This is a genomic window from Sphingomicrobium aestuariivivum, from assembly GCF_024721585.1.
In the GTDB taxonomy this organism is placed as follows: Bacteria; Pseudomonadota; Alphaproteobacteria; order Sphingomonadales; family Sphingomonadaceae; genus Sphingomicrobium; species Sphingomicrobium aestuariivivum.
On the sequence record NZ_CP102629.1, the window covers coordinates 524,975 to 544,363 of the forward strand.

General features: G+C 66.9%; 20 protein-coding genes, 1 tRNA gene and 1 pseudogene. 12 read left to right on the forward strand and 10 right to left on the reverse strand.

Annotation, left to right across the window (positions count from 1 at the left end; genetic code table 11):
• Nucleotides 1-2: 2 nt before the first annotated feature.
• From topA to plsY, 3 genes are all read right to left on the reverse strand, one after another.
• Nucleotides 3-2,510 (reverse strand): type I DNA topoisomerase, encoded by a 2,508-nt coding sequence (gene topA, locus NUW81_RS02560; RefSeq protein WP_245110112.1) that lies wholly within the window; start codon nt 2,508-2,510, stop codon nt 3-5.
• Nucleotides 2,511-2,579: 69 nt separating this feature from the next.
• Nucleotides 2,580-3,680 (reverse strand): DNA-processing protein DprA, encoded by a 1,101-nt coding sequence (gene dprA / locus NUW81_RS02565; RefSeq protein ID WP_376741957.1) that lies wholly within the window; start codon nt 3,678-3,680, stop codon nt 2,580-2,582.
• Complete coding sequence (gene plsY / locus NUW81_RS02570) at nt 3,640-4,278, reverse strand: glycerol-3-phosphate 1-O-acyltransferase PlsY (RefSeq protein ID WP_245110116.1); 639 nt, start codon at nt 4,276-4,278, stop codon at nt 3,640-3,642. Before plsY ends, dprA begins: the two co-directional genes overlap by 41 nt.
• Nucleotides 4,279-4,372: 94 nt before the next feature.
• On the opposite strand from plsY, the gene NUW81_RS02575 reads away from it, so the two are divergent.
• From NUW81_RS02575 to hemA, 3 genes are read left to right on the forward strand one after another with little or no spacing between them, the layout of a single operon-like run.
• On the forward strand, nt 4,373-5,317 hold the full coding sequence (locus NUW81_RS02575; protein WP_245110118.1) for an EF-hand domain-containing protein: 945 nt from the start codon (nt 4,373-4,375) through the stop codon (nt 5,315-5,317).
• 46 nt (nt 5,318-5,363) lie between these two features.
• Nucleotides 5,364-6,152 carry a glutamate racemase gene (gene murI, locus NUW81_RS02580; protein ID WP_245113645.1) on the forward strand — a complete coding sequence of 263 codons (789 nt, stop codon included), beginning with the start codon at nt 5,364-5,366 and terminating at the stop codon, nt 6,150-6,152.
• 48 nt (nt 6,153-6,200) lie between these two features.
• Nucleotides 6,201-7,415, forward strand: coding sequence for a 5-aminolevulinate synthase (hemA, locus tag NUW81_RS02585; RefSeq protein WP_245110120.1), 1,215 nt, complete (start codon nt 6,201-6,203; stop codon nt 7,413-7,415).
• Here hemA and NUW81_RS02590 read toward each other — a convergent pair.
• A complete protein-coding gene (locus NUW81_RS02590; protein WP_245110123.1) occupies nt 7,412-7,867 on the reverse strand; it encodes a DUF3429 domain-containing protein in 456 nt (151 codons plus the stop codon). The two genes, hemA and NUW81_RS02590, sit on opposite strands and share 4 nt — an antisense overlap.
• 39 nt (nt 7,868-7,906) lie before the next feature.
• Complete coding sequence (locus NUW81_RS02595; RefSeq protein ID WP_245110125.1) at nt 7,907-8,749, reverse strand: DUF5694 domain-containing protein; 843 nt, start codon at nt 8,747-8,749, stop codon at nt 7,907-7,909.
• Between the two features lie 111 nt (nt 8,750-8,860).
• On the opposite strand from NUW81_RS02595, the gene rpiB reads away from it, so the two are divergent.
• The 4 genes from rpiB to NUW81_RS02615 are packed head-to-tail and all read left to right on the forward strand — an operon-like array spanning nt 8,861 to nt 11,771.
• A complete protein-coding gene (rpiB, locus tag NUW81_RS02600) occupies nt 8,861-9,289 on the forward strand; it encodes a ribose 5-phosphate isomerase B (RefSeq protein WP_245110128.1) in 429 nt (142 codons plus the stop codon).
• Nucleotides 9,290-9,300: 11 nt separating this feature from the next.
• A complete protein-coding gene (glyA, locus tag NUW81_RS02605; protein ID WP_245110130.1) occupies nt 9,301-10,602 on the forward strand; it encodes a serine hydroxymethyltransferase in 1,302 nt (433 codons plus the stop codon).
• Nucleotides 10,603-10,606: 4 nt separating this feature from the next.
• Entirely contained in the window at nt 10,607-11,062 is a 456-nt protein-coding gene (nrdR, locus tag NUW81_RS02610) for a transcriptional regulator NrdR (RefSeq protein ID WP_245110132.1), read from the forward strand.
• On the forward strand, nt 11,055-11,771 hold the full coding sequence (locus tag NUW81_RS02615; RefSeq protein WP_245113648.1) for an RNA methyltransferase: 717 nt from the start codon (nt 11,055-11,057) through the stop codon (nt 11,769-11,771). The genes nrdR and NUW81_RS02615 overlap by 8 nt, the downstream gene beginning before the upstream one ends.
• On the opposite strand, the gene NUW81_RS02620 is transcribed toward NUW81_RS02615, so the two are convergent.
• Nucleotides 11,768-12,076, reverse strand: coding sequence for a chorismate mutase (locus NUW81_RS02620; RefSeq protein WP_245110135.1), 309 nt, complete (start codon nt 12,074-12,076; stop codon nt 11,768-11,770). The two genes, NUW81_RS02615 and NUW81_RS02620, sit on opposite strands and share 4 nt — an antisense overlap.
• A gap of 173 nt (nt 12,077-12,249) precedes the next feature.
• Between NUW81_RS02620 and rpsD the strand changes: the two genes are divergently transcribed.
• Nucleotides 12,250-12,864, forward strand: a complete 615-nt coding sequence (gene rpsD / locus NUW81_RS02625) for a 30S ribosomal protein S4 (RefSeq protein WP_245110137.1) — start codon at nt 12,250-12,252, stop codon at nt 12,862-12,864.
• Between the two features lie 82 nt (nt 12,865-12,946).
• On the opposite strand, the gene NUW81_RS02630 is transcribed toward rpsD, so the two are convergent.
• Nucleotides 12,947-14,914: an alpha/beta hydrolase family protein gene (locus NUW81_RS02630; RefSeq protein ID WP_245110140.1), complete on the reverse strand. Its 1,968-nt coding sequence runs from the start codon at nt 14,912-14,914 to the stop codon at nt 12,947-12,949.
• 68 nt (nt 14,915-14,982) lie between these two features.
• Between NUW81_RS02630 and NUW81_RS02635 the strand changes: the two genes are divergently transcribed.
• Complete coding sequence (locus NUW81_RS02635) at nt 14,983-16,014, forward strand: agmatine deiminase family protein (RefSeq protein WP_245110142.1); 1,032 nt, start codon at nt 14,983-14,985, stop codon at nt 16,012-16,014.
• Nucleotides 16,011-16,865 carry an N-carbamoylputrescine amidase gene (gene aguB, locus NUW81_RS02640; protein ID WP_245110144.1) on the forward strand — a complete coding sequence of 285 codons (855 nt, stop codon included), beginning with the start codon at nt 16,011-16,013 and terminating at the stop codon, nt 16,863-16,865. Before NUW81_RS02635 ends, aguB begins: the two co-directional genes overlap by 4 nt.
• On the opposite strand, the gene NUW81_RS02645 is transcribed toward aguB, so the two are convergent.
• Together NUW81_RS02645 and NUW81_RS02650 are read right to left on the reverse strand one after the other, a co-directional pair.
• Nucleotides 16,862-17,398, reverse strand: a complete 537-nt coding sequence (locus tag NUW81_RS02645; RefSeq protein WP_245113649.1) for a GNAT family N-acetyltransferase — start codon at nt 17,396-17,398, stop codon at nt 16,862-16,864. The two genes, aguB and NUW81_RS02645, sit on opposite strands and share 4 nt — an antisense overlap.
• Nucleotides 17,378-18,031, reverse strand: a pseudogene (locus NUW81_RS02650) (uracil-DNA glycosylase); the annotation flags it as partial. The pseudogene NUW81_RS02650 and the gene NUW81_RS02645, both read right to left, overlap by 21 nt.
• 34 nt (nt 18,032-18,065) lie before the next feature.
• On the opposite strand from NUW81_RS02650, the gene folK reads away from it, so the two are divergent.
• The gene (gene folK / locus NUW81_RS02655) at nt 18,066-18,551 is read left to right on the forward strand and encodes a 2-amino-4-hydroxy-6-hydroxymethyldihydropteridine diphosphokinase (protein WP_245110146.1); all 486 of its coding nucleotides are present in this window, start codon (nt 18,066-18,068) and stop codon (nt 18,549-18,551) included.
• Nucleotides 18,552-18,605: 54 nt separating this feature from the next.
• Nucleotides 18,606-18,681: transfer RNA gene (locus NUW81_RS02660), tRNA-Lys, on the forward strand.
• Nucleotides 18,682-18,754: 73 nt separating this feature from the next.
• On the opposite strand, the gene NUW81_RS02665 is transcribed toward NUW81_RS02660, so the two are convergent.
• Nucleotides 18,755-19,357, reverse strand: coding sequence for a hypothetical protein (locus tag NUW81_RS02665; RefSeq protein WP_245110148.1), 603 nt, complete (start codon nt 19,355-19,357; stop codon nt 18,755-18,757).
• Nucleotides 19,358-19,389: the final 32 nt, after the last annotated feature.

Below are 19,389 nucleotides of genomic sequence, written 5' to 3' on the forward strand. Positions count from 1 at the left end.
GCCTACTTCTTCTTGGCGGCGGGTTTCTTCTTGGCCGGCGCCTTCTTCTTCGCAGGGGCCTTGCGCTTCTTCTTCGCCGGCGCCTTGGCGGCGCGCTCGTCGATCAGCTGCACCGCCTGCTCGAGCGTCACGTCCTTGGGCTCGGTGCCCTTGGGCAGCGTCGCATTGGTCGTGCCGTCGGTGACATAGGGGCCATAGCGCCCGTCCATCACCTTCACCTCCGCCTCATTGGTCGGATGCTTGCCCAGCACCGCGATCGGCTCGCGGCTCTGGCGCCCGCCGCGCTGGCCCTTCTGCGCCGCCGCTTCGGCAAGCTTGGCGACCGCCGCGTTCATGCCCGTCTCGAACACTTCGTCGGTGCTCTTCAGCCGCGCATAATTTCCGTCGTGCAAGAGGTACGGCCCGTAACGCCCGATCGAGGCCGAGATCGGCTTCCCCGTCTCGGGATGGTTGCCGATCTCGCGCGGGAGCGAGAGCAGCTTCTTGGCCATCACGAGGTCGAGCAGCGAACGGTCGACATCCTTGGGGATGGAGGCGCGCTTCTTCTCGCCGTCGACTTCCTGTTCGAGATAGGGGCCGAAGCGCCCCGTCTTCAGCTCGATCCCCTCGCCCAGCTCCTGCGGCCCGTCGGAGGCATCCTCCCCGCGCACGCCGAAGGGGCGGGTGTAATTGCATTCGGGATAGTTGGCGCAGGCGATGAACGCGCCGAACTTGCCACCGCGAAGCGACAGCTTGCCGCCGTCCTTGGGACAGGCGCGCGGGTCGGTGCCGTCCTCCTTTTCGGGGAAGAGATAAGGCTCGAGGAACTCGTCCAGCGCGGCGGTGATGTCCGACGGCTTCTGCTCCATGACCTCGCCCGCCTTGGGCTTGAAGTCGCGCCAGAAGGCCTCGAGCATCGACTGCCACGCCATGCGCCCGCCCGACACGTCGTCCAGTTCCTCCTCGAGGCTGGCGGTATAGTCGTAGCTCACATAGCGCTCGAAGAAGCGCTCGAGGAAGGCGGTGACGAGGCGTCCCGAATCTTCGGGCAAGAAGCGCTTCTGCTCGAGCCGGACATAGTCGCGGTCCTTCAGCGTCTGCAGCGTCGCCGCATAGGTCGACGGACGCCCGATACCGAGCTCTTCCAGCCGCTTGACGAGGCTGGCTTCCGAAAAGCGCGGCGGCGGCTGGGTGAAATGCTGGGTCGCCTTCACCTCGCGCTTGGCGGGCGCATCGCCTTCGCGCAGGAGCGGCATCTTGCCCGCTTCCTCGTCGCCAGCATCGTCGCGGCCTTCCTCGTAGAGCGCGAGGTAGCCCGGGAATTTGACGACCTGGCCGGTCGCACGCAGTGTCGCGCGCCCCGCGCCGTCCGACAGTTCGACGGTCGTACGCTCGAGGCGCGCCGCCGCCATCTGGCTCGCCAGCGCGCGGTTGTAGATCAGCGTGTAGAGCTTGGCCGCATCGCCCGAACCGGCGCGGTCCTTGCGGAAGTTGGTGGGCCGGATCGCCTCGTGGGCTTCCTGCGCATTCTTCTGCTTCGACTTGTACTGGCGCGGCTTGTCGGGGAGGTAGCCCGCGTCATAGCGGTCGGCGATGGCATGGCGCGCGCCGGCCAGCGCCTCGCCCGCCATGGTCACCCCGTCGGTACGCATGTAGGTGATCGCGCCCGCCTCGTAGAGCCCCTGTGCAAGGCTCATCGTGTGGCTCGCCGAATAGCCGAGCTTGCGCGCCGCTTCCTGCTGCAGCGTCGAGGTGGTGAAGGGCGGCGGCGGGTTGCGCGTCAGCGGCTTCTGCTCGACGCTCTCCACCGTGAAATTGCCCGCCTCGATCACGGCTTTCGCGGCATCGGCATCGCCCTTGTTGCCGATGGTGAGGCGGTCGATCTTCTTGCCGTCGAGCTTCACGAGGCGCGATTCGAACTGGGTGCCTTCCTGCTCGAACATGGCGCCAAGCTGCCAATATTCGCGCGGCTCGAAAGTCTCGATCTCGCGTTCGCGGTCGACGATCAGCCGGAGCGCCACCGACTGCACGCGGCCCGCCGAGCGCGCGCCCGGCAGCTTGCGCCAAAGGATCGGCGACAAGGTGAAGCCGACGAGATAGTCCAATGCACGGCGCGCCAGATAGGCCTCGATCAAATCGTGATCGAGATCGCGCGGATGCGCCATCGCGTCGGTCACCGCCGACTTGGTGATCTGGTTGAAGGTCACGCGCTTGGTGTCGGAGGGCAGCGCCTTGCGCTTCGACAGCACCTCCTGGACGTGCCAGCTGATCGCCTCGCCTTCGCGATCAGGGTCGGTCGCGAGGATCAGCGTCTCCGCCTCCCTGGCCGCGTCGGTGATCGCTTTCAGCTGCTTGGTCTTGTCGGCGCTCGCCGCCCATTTCATCGCGAAGCCCTCGTCCGGATCGACCGAACCGTCCTTGGGCGGCAGGTCGCGGACATGGCCGTAGCTGGCGAGGACCTTGTGCCCCGGCCCCAGATATTTCTCGATGGTTTTCGCCTTGGCGGGCGATTCGACGATGACGAGCTTCACAGGCGCCTGTTCCCCACTTTTCTCACGTACGCGCGATGGTGTCGCAGCGCATGTGGGCGTCAAGGGACTTTAGCGCAAGCTGACTTTTCCGCCGGCATGGCGATCGAGCCGGCCGCCAAGGTCGAGTTCGAGCAGCGCGAGCTGCACCTCGGGCGGGGTCAGCCCCGACTGGCGGATGATCTCGTCCACCCCCACCGCGACCGGTCCGAGCAGCGCCTCGACCCGCTCGCTCGCGGCCGCGTCCACATCCTCGGCAATCGGCGCGGGCGCGCGCTCCTCGGCGACATGCTCCATCCGCGCATCGATCGGGCGCAGCGTCGCGAGCACGTCCTCGACATCCTGCACCAGCACGGCGCCGTCGCGGATGAGCCCGTTGCAGCCCCTTGCCCTCGGATCGAGCGGGCTGCCGGGCACCGCCATCACCTCGCGCCCCTGTTCGCCCGCCAGCCGCGCGGTGATGAGGCTGCCCGATCGCGGCGCCGCCTCGACCACCACCGTGCCGGCGCAAAGCCCCGAGATGATGCGGTTGCGGTTGGGGAAATGGCGCGCCGTGGGCTTCGTGCCGGGCGGCATCTCGGCGACGACAAGTCCCTGCTCGGCGATATCCTCCTGCCTCGCCGCATTTTCGGGCGGATAGGCGATGTCGATCCCGCCTGCGATCACCGCGACGGTGCCGGTGGGCAGCGCGCCGTCATGCGCGGCGCTATCGATGCCGCGGGCAAGGCCGGAGACGACCACCTGCCCCGCCCCGCCGAGGTCATGCGCCAGCTGGCGGGCGAAGCGGCAGGCCGCGGCGCTGGCGTTGCGCGCGCCGACCATCGCGATGGCGGGCCGGTCGAGCAGGTCGCTGCGCCCCTTCACGGTGATCACCGGCGGCGCGCCGTCGATCTCGGCCAAGAGCGCCGGATAGGCCGGCGTGCCGATGAGCAAATAGTGCGCGCCGTGGCGCTCGACCTCGCGCATCTCCGCCTCGACCTCTCGCGGGTCGGCGAGCCGCGGCGGCCGTCCCCGCCCGCGCCGTGCGAGTTCGGGGATCATGGCGATCGCTTCGGATGCACTGCCGAAGCGCTGCATCAAATGGCGATAGCTGATCGGCCCGATACCGCGCGAGCGGATCAGGCGGAGATGGTCATGAAGGTCGGTCGGAGGGCTCTTGAGCAAGCGCGGCATCCTTCTTCGCGCCGAACCGCGGTTCCTCTCCCTTGAGGATCCGCGTGATATTGGCGCGATGCTTCCACCAGATGAGAAGCGTGATACCGAGCAGCAGGTTGAACAGCATGTCCTCGCCCAGCGCGAGCGCCGAGACGGGGGCCGAGGCGGCGGCGAGCAATCCGCCCGCCGACGACATTTTCGTGATCAGGAAAGCGGCGACCCAGATGCCGAGCGCGATCGCGCCGATCCGCCAGTCGAGGGCAAACAGGATGCCGAACAGCGTGGCGACGCCCTTGCCGCCCTTGAAGCGGAGCCAGACCGGATAGAGATGGCCGATGAGCGCGCCTGCCGCGGCGAACAATTCGGCCTGTTCGCCCATATACTGGCGCGCGATGAGGACCGCGACCGCGCCCTTCAGCGCATCGAGCAGGAAGACCAGCGCGCCGATCTTCTTGCCTGCCGCGCGGACCGCGTTGGTGGCGCCGATATTGCCCGAACCCTGCGCGCGGATGTCGCCCTTGCCCAAGGCCAGGACAAGCACGAGCCCGAAGGGGATCGAGCCGAGGAGATAGCCCATGAGGAAGGGCCAGGTCTGGAAGTCGCCGAACATCGTCATTCTCGATAGCAGGCGGGCCGATAGTGGCAAGGGCCGTAACGATTACGGTCCGACCGTACTTTGTGTCGCGGCGGGCGGGCGCTAGGGAAGGGTCATGGCTGACGACACGACCGGACTGACGAGGCGCGAGCGCGAGGTGCTCGCCGGCATCCTCGAGCGCAAGACCGCCAAGGAGATGGCGCTCGACCTCGGCATCTCGCACCATGCGGTCGAGAAACGGCTGAAGCGCGCCCGCCACAAGCTCGGCGCCGCCACCTCGCTCGAGGCCGCACGGCGCTACGAGGAGCGGTACGGACAGGCCGTATCCGGTCCGTCGGACCTCGGCGGCGACCCGGCAGACGGTGCAGCAGTGGCTCCAGCCGCACCACGTCGGTCGCGGCGTCGACTGTTCGGAGTGTCTCTCATGCTTATCGCCATTGCCATCGCCGCCGCTGCCATCATGCACCCCGCTGACGAAACCAACGCCTTCGTCGCCCTCGACCGCGACGGCAACAACTTCATCGAACGCAATGAATTCCTCGCCCGCAGCACCCACGCCACCCGCGTGAGCGAGGACAGGAGCGAAAACCTCGACGCCGCCGAGGTCAATGCACTGATGGGCCGGCTGTTCGGCGAACTGGACAAGGATGGCGACGGGCGCCTCACGGCCGAGGAGTTCGGCACCGGCGAAGTCTCGTTCCGCACCGTCAAGGTTCGCGACGGCCAGCGCCCCCCCGAAGCCGTCGTGCCGCGCAACCGCTATCGTATCGTGATGGCCCCCGAGCCAGGCAACGATCCTTACGACATGGGCTTCGAGGTAACCGACAGCGATCGTTCGAACAGCCTGTCGCGCGACGAATTTCTCGGTGGCGCGAAAACGTTCGACAATGCCGGCTATCGCGCCAGTGGCGGCGAGGATGGCGGGCTCGGCAAACTCTTCGAACGGCTCGACCGCGACGGCAGCGGCATGATCGAGCGGGCCGAATATCGCGACCTCTCCTTCACGGACGAGGACGGCGAGGACTATCTGTTCGAGCTGGTCTATCCCGGCAAGGACTGATGTGACGCTTGCGTATCGACAAGGGGACGGGGTAGCCCCGCAGGCGATGCAGCCCGACGCGCCCCTCCTCTTTTTCGATTCCGGTATCGGCGGCCTGTCGATCCTCGGGCCGACGCGCGCGCTGATGCCCTCGGCGCCGATCGTCTATGCCGCCGACAATGCGGCCTTTCCCTATGGCACCCGCTCGGAGGGCGAGATCGCCGCGCGCGTCCCCGCCCTCCTCGGCCGCCTCGTCGAGCGAGTGCGCCCGCGGCTGGTCACCATCGCCTGCAACACCGCCAGCACCATCGCCCTGGACCATGTCCGCGCCGCGCTCGACGTGCCGGTCGTTGGCACCGTCCCCGCGATCAAGCCCGCGGCCGAACTGTCCGCGACCCGCGTCATCGGCGTACTGGGCACCCGCGCCACCGTTCGCCAGCCCTATGTCGACGATCTTGCCGCCAGGTTCGCGGGCGACTGCACCGTCCTGCGCCACGGCTCGGCCGACCTCGTCGAGCTGGCGGAGGCGAGGCTACGCGGCGAGCAGGTCGACCCCGCCGCCGCCGTCGCTGCGGCCCAGCCGCTGTTCGACCAGCCGGACGGCGACAAACTCGACACCGTCGTGCTCGCCTGCACCCACTTCCCGCTCCTCGCCGACTGGCTCGCCCACGCCCATCCTCAGGTGCGGTTCATTGACGGTGGTCAAGGTATCGCGCGGCGAATCGCCTATCTGACAAAGGGACAGAGTTGGCCCGACGATGCCCCGCCGGGACGCGCGCTCTTCACCGCCGGGATTCCGCCCGGCATGAACACAGCGCTCGCGCCCTTCGGGATCACCGACCTAGGCTCGCTTTGATCTTTTCGTTAAAAGGCCTTAAGGGGTCGCCCGACAAGAGCGAGGACCATGGATTACAACGGAATTTTCCAGGCGGCCATCGACCGGTTGCATGACGAGGGACGCTATCGCGTCTTCATCGACATCCTGCGCAACAAGGGCAATTACCCCAATGCGCGCTGCTTCCACGGTCACAACGGTCCGCGCCCGATCACCGTCTGGTGCTCCAACGACTATCTCGGCATGGGCCAGCACGATGTCGTCATCAAGGCGATGGAAGAGGCGCTGCATGATGTCGGCGCCGGCTCGGGCGGCACCCGCAACATCGGCGGCAACACCCATCTCCATGTCGACCTCGAGGCCGAACTCGCCGACCTCCACGCCAAGGAAGGCGCGCTCCTCTTCACCTCGGGCTATGTCTCGAACGAGGCCGCGCTGTCGACGCTCGGCAAGCTCCTGCCCGGCTGCGTCATCTTCTCGGACGAACTCAACCACGCCTCGATGATCGCGGGCATCCGCAATTCGGGCTGCGAGAAGCGCATCTTCAAGCACAACGACCTCGAGCATCTCGAGCAGCTCCTGATGGAAGTCGAGCCCGACGCGCCCAAGCTCATCGCCTTCGAGAGCGTCTATTCGATGGACGGCGACGTCGCCCCGATCGAGGCGATCTGCGACCTGGCCGACAAATATGGCGCGCTGACCTATCTCGACGAAGTTCATGCCGTGGGCATGTACGGCGCGCGCGGCGGCGGCATCTCCGAGCGTGACGAGGTGGCGAGCCGCGTCACCATCATCGAGGGGACGCTCGGCAAGGCCTTCGGCGTGATGGGCGGCTACATCACCGCCGACAGGAATATCATCGACTGCATCCGCAGCTATGCGCCGGGCTTCATCTTCACCACCTCGCTCTCGCCCGTCCTCGCGGCAGGCGCGCTGGCGAGCGTGCGCCACCTCAAGGGCTCGAGCGTCGAGCGGCAGGCGCAGCAGGATGCGGCCGCCATGCTCAAGACCAAGATGCGCGAGGCAGGACTGCCCGTCATGGACAGCGTCACCCACATCGTGCCGCTGATGGTCGGCGATCCGGTGAAGGCCAAGGAAATTAGCGACATCCTGCTCGCCGAATATGGCGTCTACGTGCAGCCGATCAATTTCCCGACCGTGCCGCGCGGGACCGAGCGCCTGCGCTTCACTCCCGGCCCCTTCCACACCGCCGCGATGATGGACGATCTCGTCACCGCCCTCGTGGAAATCTGGAACCGGCTCGAACTCAAGCTGGCCGCCTAGGCCGCCAGCCAGCCGCAGATGACGGTGAGCAGGCCGAGGCCTGCCGACAGGGGCACGCGCAGGGTCATCCACCAGCGCGGCGTCACGCGCTTCAATGACAAGTGCCGGTCGACCAGCGGCGACAGCCACAGCGCGCCGCCGACCATCGCCCCCGCCACCAGCGGCGAGAGCGAGGCAAAGCTGAACAGGCCGATGAGCAGCGCGAAGGCGCCGAGGCTCGGCAGCACCGAGACCAGCAGGATGACATTCGAGACCGGGCGCATGTTGCTCGCGAAGGCCCACCAGCACCCGCCGAGGAACGTCAGGATCAGCGCGCCATAGACCACGCCCCAGAAGGCGATCGAATGGGTCGCGGGGCTGTCGATGAAGCTGGCGAGGATCAGGCCCAGCGGGGGCAGCAGCCCGCCCGCGCCGAGGAGGATTACCGGAAGAGGCAGGCCGAAGGGTCGCATGGCCGGACCATGCGCACCCTCGGCCCGCACATCAAGCCGCTATTGGCAGCGGTTGCCCTCGGCGGCGAGGAGGTAGGGCGTGGCATCCACGCCGCGGTAGCCCGGCATCGCGTCGACGAAATGGTCGAGCCAATATTTGTGCCCCGAGCCGACGATGATCAGCACGCGGTCGCCCGGTTCGACGACCAGCATGGCCTTCCCGAACATCTTGGCGTTGCGCATGTACCAATAGGCGTTCAATTCGGCGCCCGGCTGGTCGGTCCCGTCGCCATAGTCGAGGAAGCCGTAATAGAGCTTCTCGTGCCCCTGCCGCATCAGCGCGCTGTCATTGTGCATGAGGAGCTTTTCGGCGATCGTGCAGTCGGCGGTCTTCGCCATCTCGCCCTCGATGAAAGCCTGCGCCCAGCCGAGCAGTGCGCCGAACTCGCCCTGCTTGTCATTGGCCTCCACCCACGCCTGCACAGGCCCCATCGGGAAATAGGCGGGCTCGTCGCCCGTCGGCTGCTCGTCGAAGCCGTAGATGTCGGCATGGCCGAGCATCTGCCCGAGGCGATAGCCGACCTGGTAGGTCTCGCTGCGCTCCTCGGCGATGCGCTTTTCCGCATTGTCACGATAGTCGGCGATGCTGAGATCCCCGGCATCGGACATGTCCTCCACGAGGATCTTGGTCGGCTGCCACGTCGCCAGCGAGGCATTCAGTGCCGCCAGCTCGGCCTGCGCCTGCGGCTCGAGCACGTCGCCCGCATCGACATTGATCATGTCGAGCCCCGGATTGGCGAGGTGGTACATGCCGAGCACCATCACCTCGACGTCGCCGTCTTGCGCTTCGGGCGCGGCGGGATGCGCCAGCGCGGCGGCCATGGCAGCAATCGTGAGCATCATGTCCAATTCCCCCCTCATACGGTTACTGTATTGCCAATCTAATACACAAGTGCGATTTTCACGTCAAGAAACGGGTGGCGCACCGGGCCCCCCGGCCTTATCAGGGAGGCCATGAAAATCGCGCTGGCTTCCGATCACGCAGGCTTCGACCTGAAGGCCCTGCTCGTCTCCCACCTGACCGACGCCGGTCACGAGGTCACCGACCTCGGACCCGATGCCAAGGACAGCGTCGACTATCCCGATTACGGGCGAAAGCTCGCCGACCATGTCGCCGCCGGTAATGCGGAACGCGGCATCGCCATCTGCGGCTCGGGCATCGGCATCTCGATCGCGGTCAACCGCAATCCCGCCTGCCGCTGCGCCCGCGTCGACGAGCCGCTCTCGGCCGCACTCGCCCGCCAGCACAATGACGCAAATGTCATCGCCATCGGCGAGCGCCTTGTCGGTTCGGACATGGCCAAGGCGATCGTCGAGGCATTCCTCACCACTCCCTTCGAAGGCGGTCGCCACCAGCGCCGCGTCGACAAACTCTCGGATTAAGAAAGACCCTCATGGCCTCCGCAGCTGATATCCGTAGCCACGGCTTCTTCACCGATGGCGTCGCCGCCACCGATCCCAAGGTCGCCGAGGCGCTGGGCGCCGAGCTGAAGCGCGAGCAGAAGCAGATCGAGCTGATCGCGTCCGAGAACATCGTCTCGAAGGCGGTGCTCGAGGCGCAGGGCAGCGTGCTGACGAACAAATATGCGGAAGGCTATCCGGGCAAGCGCTATTATCAGGGCTGCGAACCTTCGGACGCGGTCGAAGCGCTGGCGATCGAGCGGGCGAAGAGCCTGTTCGACTGCGCCTATGCCAACGTCCAGCCCCATTCGGGCGCGCAGGCCAATGGCGCGGTCAATCTCGCGCTTCTCCAGCCCGGCGACACCATCCTCGGCATGAGCCTCGATGCCGGCGGCCACCTCACCCATGGCGCGCGCCCCGCGCAGTCGGGCAAATGGTTCAACGCCGTGCAATATGGCGTCACCGAAGACACCCACCTCATCGACTATGACGAAGTCGAAGCCCTCGCCGTCGAGCATAGCCCCAAGCTCATCATCGCGGGCGGCTCGGCCTATCCGCGCGTCATCGACTTCGCGCGCTTCCGCGCCATCGCCGACAAGGTGGGCGCGATCCTCCACGTCGACATGGCGCATTTCGCCGGCCTCGTCGCGGCCGGCGAGCACCCCTCGCCGCTCCCGCATGCCCATGTCGTCACCACGACCACGCACAAGACGCTGCGCGGCCCCCGCGGCGGCATGATCCTCTCGAATGACGAAAAGCTCGGCAAGAAGCTCAACTCGGCGGTCTTCCCCGGCCTCCAGGGCGGTCCTCTGATGCACGTCATCGCCGCCAAGGCGGTCGCCTTCGGCGAAGCGCTCCAGCCCGAATTCAAGACCTATTCCAAGGCGGTCATCGCCAATGCCAAGGTGCTGTGCGAGACGCTGAAGGGGCGCGGCGCCGACCTCATTTCGGGCGGCACCGACACCCATGTCGGCCTCATCGACCTTCGCCCGCTCGGCATTTCGGGCAAGGATGCCGACGAAGCGCTTGAGCGCGCCGGCATCACCTGCAACAAGAATGGCGTGCCCAACGACCCGCTGCCGCCGATGAAAACGAGCGGTATCCGCGTCGGTTCGCCCGCCGGCACCACCCGTGGCTTCGGCACCGAAGAGTTCAAGGCGATCGGCGACATGGTCGCGGACGTCCTCCACGGCGTCGCCAAGACCGGCGGCGAAGGCGATGCCTCGGTCGAGGCCGAGGTGAAGGGCCGCGTCGAGGCGCTGTGCGACCGCTTCCCCATCTACGAGGGGTTCTGATCCGTTGCGCTGCCCTTTCTGCACCCATGAACAGAGCCAGGTGAAGGACAGCCGCCCGTCGGAAGACGGCGCGGCCATCCGTCGCCGCCGCCAGTGCGAAGGCTGCGGCGCGCGCTTCACCACCTTCGAGCGCGTCCAGCTACGCGACCTCACGGTGGTCAAGAAGGACGGCAAGCGCGAGCCTTTCGAACAGCCAAAGCTGCAGGCTTCGATCCGCCACGCCTGCCGCAAGCGCAACATCTCCGAAGGCCAGATCGAACGGCTCGCCCATTCGATCCAGCGCCAGCTCGAGACGCAGGGCGACGAAGTGAACGCCGACCTTATCGGCGAGGCGGTCATGGACGGGCTGAAGGCATTGGACAGCGTCGCCTACATCCGCTTCGCCAGCGTCTATCGCGACTTCAAGGAAGCGGGCGATTTCGCCGATTTCGCCGAGAGCGTGGACGGGCATGATGAATAAGCCCGTCATCGTCCTCGTGAACCCGCAGCTGGGGCAGAATATCGGCAAGGCCGCGCGCGCCATGCTCAACTTCGGCCTCACCGAGATGCGCCTCGTCGCCCCGCGCGACGGCTGGCCCAATCCCGAGGCCGGCCCCGCCGCTTCCGGCGCCGACATGGTGCTCGATGGCGCGCAGGTCTTCGACACCACCGCCGAGGCGCTGGCCGACTGCAGCCTCGTCTTCGCCTCCACCGTGCGCCGCCGCGACCTCGTCATGCCGGTGGTCGGCCCCGAGGAGATGGCGAAGGAAATCCACGCCCTCCCGCAAGGCAGCCGCACCGCCATCCTGTTCGGCCCCGAACGCTCGGGGCTCGAGACCGAGGACATCGGCCGCGCCGACAAGATCGTCACCGTGCCGATCAACCCCGAATTCGGCAGCCTCAACCTCGCGCAGGCGGTGATCCTGCTCGCTTATGAATGGTCGCGCGGCGCGGGCGACGAACTCGTCCAGCCGACCGACAAGGAACTGGAGCCCCCCGCCACCAAGGCCGAACTCGACGCGCTCATCGGGCACCTCAACAGCGCGCTCGACGAAAAGGGCTATTTCTTCCCGCCCGAGCGCACGCAAGCGACGCAGGCGACCCTGCGCACCATTCTCACCAAGCCGGGCTGGTCGGAGCGCGAACTGAAGGCGCTCCACGGCGTCATCCGCCAGCTCATGAAAGCCTAGCCGCGGGTCGCGTCGTAGCGCTCGAACTCGTAAGCGATCGACTGCTCCATCAGCTCTTCCCACACCGGCCACAGCCGTTCTGCGGGAAGGCCGGCTGCCTTGGCCGCAGCGGCGACCTTGGCATGGACATCGTCCTTGCGGTCCTGGTCTCGTACGGCCTCCCGGGTCGGCTTGATGCGCGCGGCGGCGCGCATGTATCCGAAGCGGCGCTTCAGCAGCGCCACCAGCTGGCGGTCGACGTCATCGACCCCGGCGCGCACATGCACCATGGTCTCGCAGGCTTCGGGATCGCGGATCTCGTTCATGCGCCCGCCATGGCAGGGTCCTTAAGTGGCTGCAACGCTTGACCTTGAAGCACGCCTCGGCTAGGCGCGCCTTCGCAATTGATCCCACATGTCCGGTGAAGTGGTGATCGCGTCAGCCCCCCGGGGCGGGCGGAGCGGTCCGGACACGGAAAAAAGCTAGTTGGAGAAATACCATGTCGAAGCGCACCAGCGCCAAGTATAAACTCGACCGCCGCATGGGCGAGAACGTCTTCGGTCGTCCGAAGAGCCCGGTCAACCGCCGCGAATACGGCCCCGGCCAGCACGGCCAGCGCCGCAAGGGCAAGATGTCGGACTACGGTCTGCAGCTGCGCGCCAAGCAGAAGCTCAAGGGCTATTACGGCGACGTCACCGAAAAGCAGTTCAAGCGCACCTTCCAGGACGCCAGCCGCATGAAGGGCGACGCCTCGCAGAACCTCATCGGCCTGCTCGAGCGCCGTCTCGACATGATCGTCTACCGCGCCAAGTTCGCGCCGACCATCTGGGCCGCGCGCCAGCTCGTTTCGCACGGTCACATCCGCGTCAACGGCGTGAAGTGCAACATCGCCTCGCGTCGCTGCGACGTCGGTGACGAGATCTCGCTCGGCTCGAAGGCCAAGGAAATGGCCCTCGTCCTCGAAGCGCAGGGCCTCGCTGAGCGCGACATCCCCGACTATGTCTCGGTCGACAGCGATCACCAGGTGAGCTTCACCCGCGTCCCCACGCTGGACGAGGTTCCCTACCCCGTTCGCATGGAACCGAACCTGGTCGTCGAATTCTACTCGCGCTAAGCCGCGAGGGTTCTCGGACCAAAGAAAAAGGGCGGTGCCGAAAGGCGCCGCCCTTTTCTGTTGGAGCGAGTGACCGGCTCCGTCAGGAGCCGATCGTCGCGTCGAGCAATTCGCCCGCCGCCCCCAGCATCCGGATGCGCGCCTCGCTGTCGGCAAGCCCATGGTCGAGCTCCTCGAAGGCGATGAGCTCGACCGCGCCGCCGCGATCGGAAAGCGCATCCTCCATCAGGCGGCTGTGGTCGAAGGACACGTTGGTGTCGCGCCCCCCGTGAACGAGCAGCACCGGCACCGAGATGTCGTCGGCGCGGTGGCGCGGCGAGCCGGCGACGAGATGGTCGCCCGAGCCCAGCATGTCCTCGACCAGTTCGCCGCTGGTGAAGTCGCGCGCCTCGCGGCGCATCAGGCGAAGGTCGGTGACCGGCGCGATGGCGATGGCGGCCTTGTAGAGGTCGGGCGCCTCGGCCGCGCCGAGGAGCGCCGCATAGCCACCATAGGACCAGCCCGCGATGGCGACCCGCTCGGGGTCGGCCACCCCTTCGGCGATGAGGTAGCGCGCGGCATCCTCGATGTCGCTGACGGCGGTCTGCCAGTTGCGGAAACCGTTGTCGTTTCGGAAGTCCTGACCGTAGCCGGCCGAGCCGCGGAAATTGGGCTGGATCACCGCATAGCCGCGCGCCGCGAAATATTGCGCCAGCCAGTCGAAGCCCCACGTGTCGCGCGCCTCGGGCCCGCCATGCGGCAGCACCACCGCGCCGAGCGCGCCGCCCTCATGGCCGGCGGGCAGCGTGACATAAGCGGGGATGGCGGCGCCGTCGCGCGCCGCGTAGGTCACCGCCTCGACTGTCGCGAGCGAGCGCCCGTCGAACTGCGGCCGGAGCCCCATCAGCGGCGACATCTCGCGCGTCGCGCGGTTCATCACATAATAGGCGCCCGGGTCGGCATCCGAGCCCGCGTGGAGCAGCAATATGTTGCCGTTCGCGCTCGCGCCGTGGAAGGTTACCGTGCCATCGCCCGGCAGCGCCTTGGCGAGACCGCGGCTCAGCGCGTCATATTGCGCGTCGAAATAGACGATATGGTCGCGCTCGTCGGTATATTGATAGCCGATCACCGGCAGCCCGCGCCCGAGGCGCACCGGCCCGCCGATATCGACCCGCTCGTGGCTGGCGACCAGTTCCTTGGCCCCGCTGCCGTCGAGCGTCATCCGATAGAGCGCATCGCGCCCATCGAGCGGCTCGAGCCCGTAGACGCTGTTGCCCTGCGCCTCGACGAGGACGGGGCGGAAGCCGCTGTCGCGGTCGGCCATGCCGAGATCTTCCCACTTGCTCTTGCCCGCGAGGCGATAGTCGTAGCGCGTGCGCCCCGTGTAATCGCCATTGCTGTCGCGCTCGTGACGGATGCGGATGCGCACGTCGCCCCGCCCGTCGCTGAGGAAGCCGTCGACCGCGTCATTGGGCCGCTCGACGCGGCGCGGGCGGAAATCGCCCATCCCGATGCGGTCGAGCCCGAGCCCGCTCGTGGTCTTGGAGATGTTCGAATTCTCGCGCGCCGTCTCGGGGACATAGTTGCGCGCCATCAGCACCGCATCCTCGCCCGGCAGGAAATCGACGATACCGCCGTCGAACTGGCGGATCTGCGAATCATAATTGCTCGACCGCTCGCCCAGCGGGGTGGGATCGAAGCTGCCGTCGGTCGACACGGCGACAAGCCGCCCCCAGTCGAGCAGCAGGCCATTGACCTCGGCCTGCCCCGAATAGCGGCAGACGAGCGCGGTTTCGGACCCGAAGCGGCACCAATCGAGCTGCTGGTCGACCCCATCGACCCCGAACAGCGTCTTCGGCGCGCTGCCGTCGAGCCGATAGGTCTGGACGAAGGTCCTGGCCCCCTCGCCCGCGGTCAGCACCGCGATGGTCTCGCCCGTCGGCGAGATATCGGCGCCCCAGAAGGTCTGCCGCGAGCCGAAATCGCGCGCTGCATCGCCCGCCGACATGAGCTGCGCACCGGCGCTCGTCCCGGCCAGCAGGGCCGCGGCGCCAAACAACATCATTTTCATTGGTCCCCCCAAAACGCTCACTTGAACTCGCCTCATGCTTGCAAAGCCCGATGCGCGTTGCAACCACCATGAAGCGCGCTTATCTGCGGGGCATGACCAACCCCCCGCACAATATTCCCCTCGCCGAATGGGCCCCGCACGACGCCATGTGGATCGGCTTCCCGAGCCATGAAGAGTTGTGGGAAGACGATCTCGCCCCCGCGCAGGCCGAGGTCGCCGCGCTGGCGACCGCGCTCCATGCCGATGGCGAGGGCGAGGAGGTCCGCCTCGTCGCTGCCAACGAGGAGGCCGCCGCCGAGGCGCGGCGCCTCTGTCCCTTCGCCACCGTCATCGTCGAACCCTTCGGCGACATCTGGCTGCGCGATACCGGCCCGATCGTCACGGGCACAGGCGCCGACCGCCGCGCGCAGGGCTTCGGCTTCAACGGCTGGGGCGGCAAATATGAGCTCGAGGGCGATGACAGCGTGGGCGAGCGCCTCGCGGCCACCACGTCCCTGCCCTATGCAAAGGCCGACTGGATCCTCGAGGGCGGCGCGGTCGATGGCGACGGCACCGGCACCTACCTCACCACCGAGGAATGCCTCCTCAACAAGAACCGCAATCCGGGCCTCAGCCGCGAGGACATCGAGGCGCGGTTGAAACGCGACCTCGGCGCCACCCGCGTGGTCTGGCTCGGCAAGGGCCTCGTCAACGACCACACCGACGGCCATGTCGACAATCTCGCGCGCTTCGTGGGCGAAGGCCGCGTCGCCATCCCCGAACCCATGGGCGAGGACGATCCCAACGAGGAAGCCTACGCCGAAGCCGCCGCCGCGCTCTTGGAGGCCGACCTCGAGGTGACCGCCATCCCCTCACCGGGCGCGGTCATCCGCCCCGACCCCGAAACGGGCGAGGACCGCATCGTGCCGGCGAGCTACATGAACTTCCTGATCGGCAACGCCGCGGTCGTCGTGCCGCTCTATGGCAGCGAGGCCGACCTTGCCGCCATCGAGGCGATCGGCGGGCTCTTCCCCGACCGCCGCGTGACCGGTATCCGCGCCGACCACATCCTCACGGGTGGCGGCTCCTTCCACTGCATTTCACAGCAGGTGCCGCGATGAGCGACAAGATCACCGTCTCCGCCCTCCAGCTCGCCCTCGGTGGCGGCGTGGAGGAAAATATCGCCAATGTCTCCGAGCTCGTCCGCGAGGCGGCGGGCAAGGGCGCGCAGGTCGTCCTCCCGCCCGAGCTGTTCGAAGGCCCCTATTTCTGCCGCGAGGAAGACGAGACCCTCTTCGCCACCGCCAAACCCACTGCCAAGCACCCGAGCGTGCTCGCCATGCAGGAGCTCGCCGACGAGCTCGACATCTGGATCCCGACCAGCTTCTTCGAGGCCGACGGTCACCACCATTACAATTCGCTCGCCTGGATCGCGCCGTGCGGGAAGATCGCGGGCGTCTACCGCAAAAGCCACATTCCCGACGGCCCGGGCTATGAAGAGAAATTCTACTTCCGCCCCGGCAATACCGGTTTCAAGGTCTGGGACGGCCCCGAAGATCGCGTCATGGGCGTCGGCATCTGCTGGGACCAATGGTATCCCGAGACCGCGCGCGCGATGATGCTGATGGGCGCCGAGATCCTCTTCTACCCCACCGCCATCGGTTCGGAGCCGCACGACCCCGACCTCGACACCAGCCGCATGTGGCGCCGCGCCATGATCGGTCATGCCGTGTCGAACGTCGTGCCCGTCGTCGCCGCCAACCGCATCGGCAGCGAGTGCGGCCAGAATTTCTACGGCCACAGCTTCATCTGCGACGAACGCGGCGACCTCGTCGCCGAATTCGGGGCCAAGGAGACGGGCGTGCTCACGGCAAGTTTCGACATCGCCCAGATCCGCCAGCACCGCGCCGCCTTCGGCTTCTTCCGCGACCGCCGCCCCGAGCTTTACAAGAGGCTCGCCGAAGACCTCTAGAGGTCGATGCGCAGATACACGCTGTCGACCCACCGGTCGCCGTGCATCATCGCCTTTTCCTTGTACCCCGAGCGGGTGAAGCCGATCTTCTCGAGCGCTTTCAGCGAGCCGACATTGGCGGGATCGACGTCGGCGAACATGTAGGGCAGCCCGCGGGCGCGGATATAGTCGCGATAGGCCGCGAGCGCCTCGGTGGCATAGCCATGCCCCCAATGGTCGCGGCGGATCATCATGCCGATCTCGGGCACGTCCCACAGCCCGCACTTGCCGATGAGCTCGCCATCCTTCTCGACGATGAAATCGTCCGAATGGGGGCCCGCCGCCTCTATCATGCCGCGCAGCCACTCCTCGGTCTCGAACATCGTGTCATGGACGGTGGTCGACCAGCTCTGCATCGTCTCCTCGTCGGTGAACAGCGTATGCAGCGCGTCGGCATCCTCCTTGCGCGCGCGCCGGAGGACGAGCCGCTCGGTGCGCAGTTCGTCTGCCGCCTCACCCTTGAGGCCGGGCGAGACCGCCTTGCGTAGCGCCATCAGGAACATCTCGTCCGACAAACGCCCCGTATTCTGGTTGTAGCGGCTGCAATGATAGCTATCGACCAGCCGCAGTCCGTTCGGCGCATGGTGCACATTGCCATGCCCGAACTTGTTGGCGCTCAATGTCATGCCGAGCGCGCGGCAGGCGGCGTCATGCGCGATCTTGCCGAGCGCGAACAGCGTGTGGACCTTGGGCAGCTTGCCCAGCATCTCCTCGAGAAACGGCCGGCAATGCTGGATTTCATTACCCGTGGGCTTGTTCTCGGGCGGCAGGCATTTCACCGCATTGAGGATGATCGCGCCCTTCAGTTCGACCCCGTCGTCGATGCGGCTCTGATAGTCGCCGACCGAAAGCCCCGTGCGCATCAGCACGTCGAACAACAGGTCGCCCGCATAGTCGCCGGTAAAGGGCCGCCCCGTGCGGTTGGCGCCGTGCTTGCCCGGTGCCAGCCCGATGATCGCGACGCCGGCATCGGGGTCGCCAAAGGCGGGCACGGGCGCATTGTACCAGTCGGGATGCTCGCTCCTCAGCTCCATCCGCAGGTCGACCAGCCGCGGGCACAGCGGGCAATCGCGCAGCGGTTCGCAGTCGGGCAGCGGCGAGAGATCGGCAGGGCTGGTCTTGTTCATGCCGCTGGCCTATCGGAGCCGCAGAAAGAGGACAATGGACAAACATCTTTACGGCATCGGCATCGGCTCCAACCGCCCCCATTCGACCTACGGCCGCCCGCAGGCGGTGGTCGAGGCAGCAATCGCGCGGCTGGCGCGCGACCATGAGCTGTTCGACGCCTCCCCCATCCTCCTCAACCCCGCCTTCGGCGGCGCGGGACGCGATTTCGCCAATGCCGCCGCACTGGTCGAGAGCGAGCTCGAGCCCGAGGCCATGCTGGTCGCGCTCAAGTTCATCGAGCATGAGTTCGGTCGCCGCGCCGGCAAGGCGTGGGGCCCGCGCGTCCTCGACCTCGACATTCTCGCCTGGGACGGCGGCGAATATCATGCCCAAGGCCTGACCATCCCCCATGAAGCGCTGGCCGAGCGCCCCTCGGCGCTCTTCCCCCTCGCGCAGATCGCGCCCGACTGGCGGATCACCGGCGGGCTGGCGCTGCGCCACCTCGCGGCACGGCTGCGGGCAGCCCGGCCGAAAAACTGAAATTCATGCCTTGATCGCGCGGGAGCCTCCCGCTAGGTCGGCACCCGGCTGGTTGGGCCGTTAGCTCAGTTGGTAGAGCAACTGACTTTTAATCAGTAGGTCGCAGGTTCGACCCCTGCACGGCTCACCAGCCTTCCACTTCACCGACGAGCATGACGCGACGATGGCGCGCGAGCGGTTGCCCGCGCGCCGGTGCCGTGTCGTCAGAAGCCGAAAGTCCCTGCTTCGCCGGACAGGATGATGCTGATTTCGATACCGTCGCTCGCGCGCGGCGTCTCATCGCCCATCTGGTCGGCGAGGCGGTCGAGGAATTCGGTGATGTTGGTCCGCACCGAGCCCTCGATCGCCTTGCGCAGGCGCGTTTCCCCGAGAAGCGCCGAGCCGAAGGACTGGGTATAGTCGACCTCGACAAGCTCATCCATCAACAGCTCGCCCGTCGCCATGTCGGTGAGCTGGTAGCGCACTTCCGACGTCACCTTGGCGTTGACCATGACCATCGGCTTCTTGATGCGCATGAGCTCGGCCGTCAGCTGGTAATCGCCCCCGCTCGAGGCCAGCAGGCCATTATTTGCCAGCGACTGGCGCAGCGCCGCCTGGAAGTCCTCGTTCGAGACCTCCGCCACGACGGTCGTCTTCTTGCCACCCGAGATCTCGCCGACTCTGATCGTCTGGCCGAGCGAGGCGAGCCGCTGCCCTTCCGCCGCGGGCACCTGCCCGATCGACATGTTCACGGGCTTGGCCGCGCAGGCCGATATGCTGACGGCGCAGGCTGCGATCACGACAGGTTTGACGAGTTTGGATTTCATTGATTGTCCCCCGGTTGATTCGCCGCGACGCT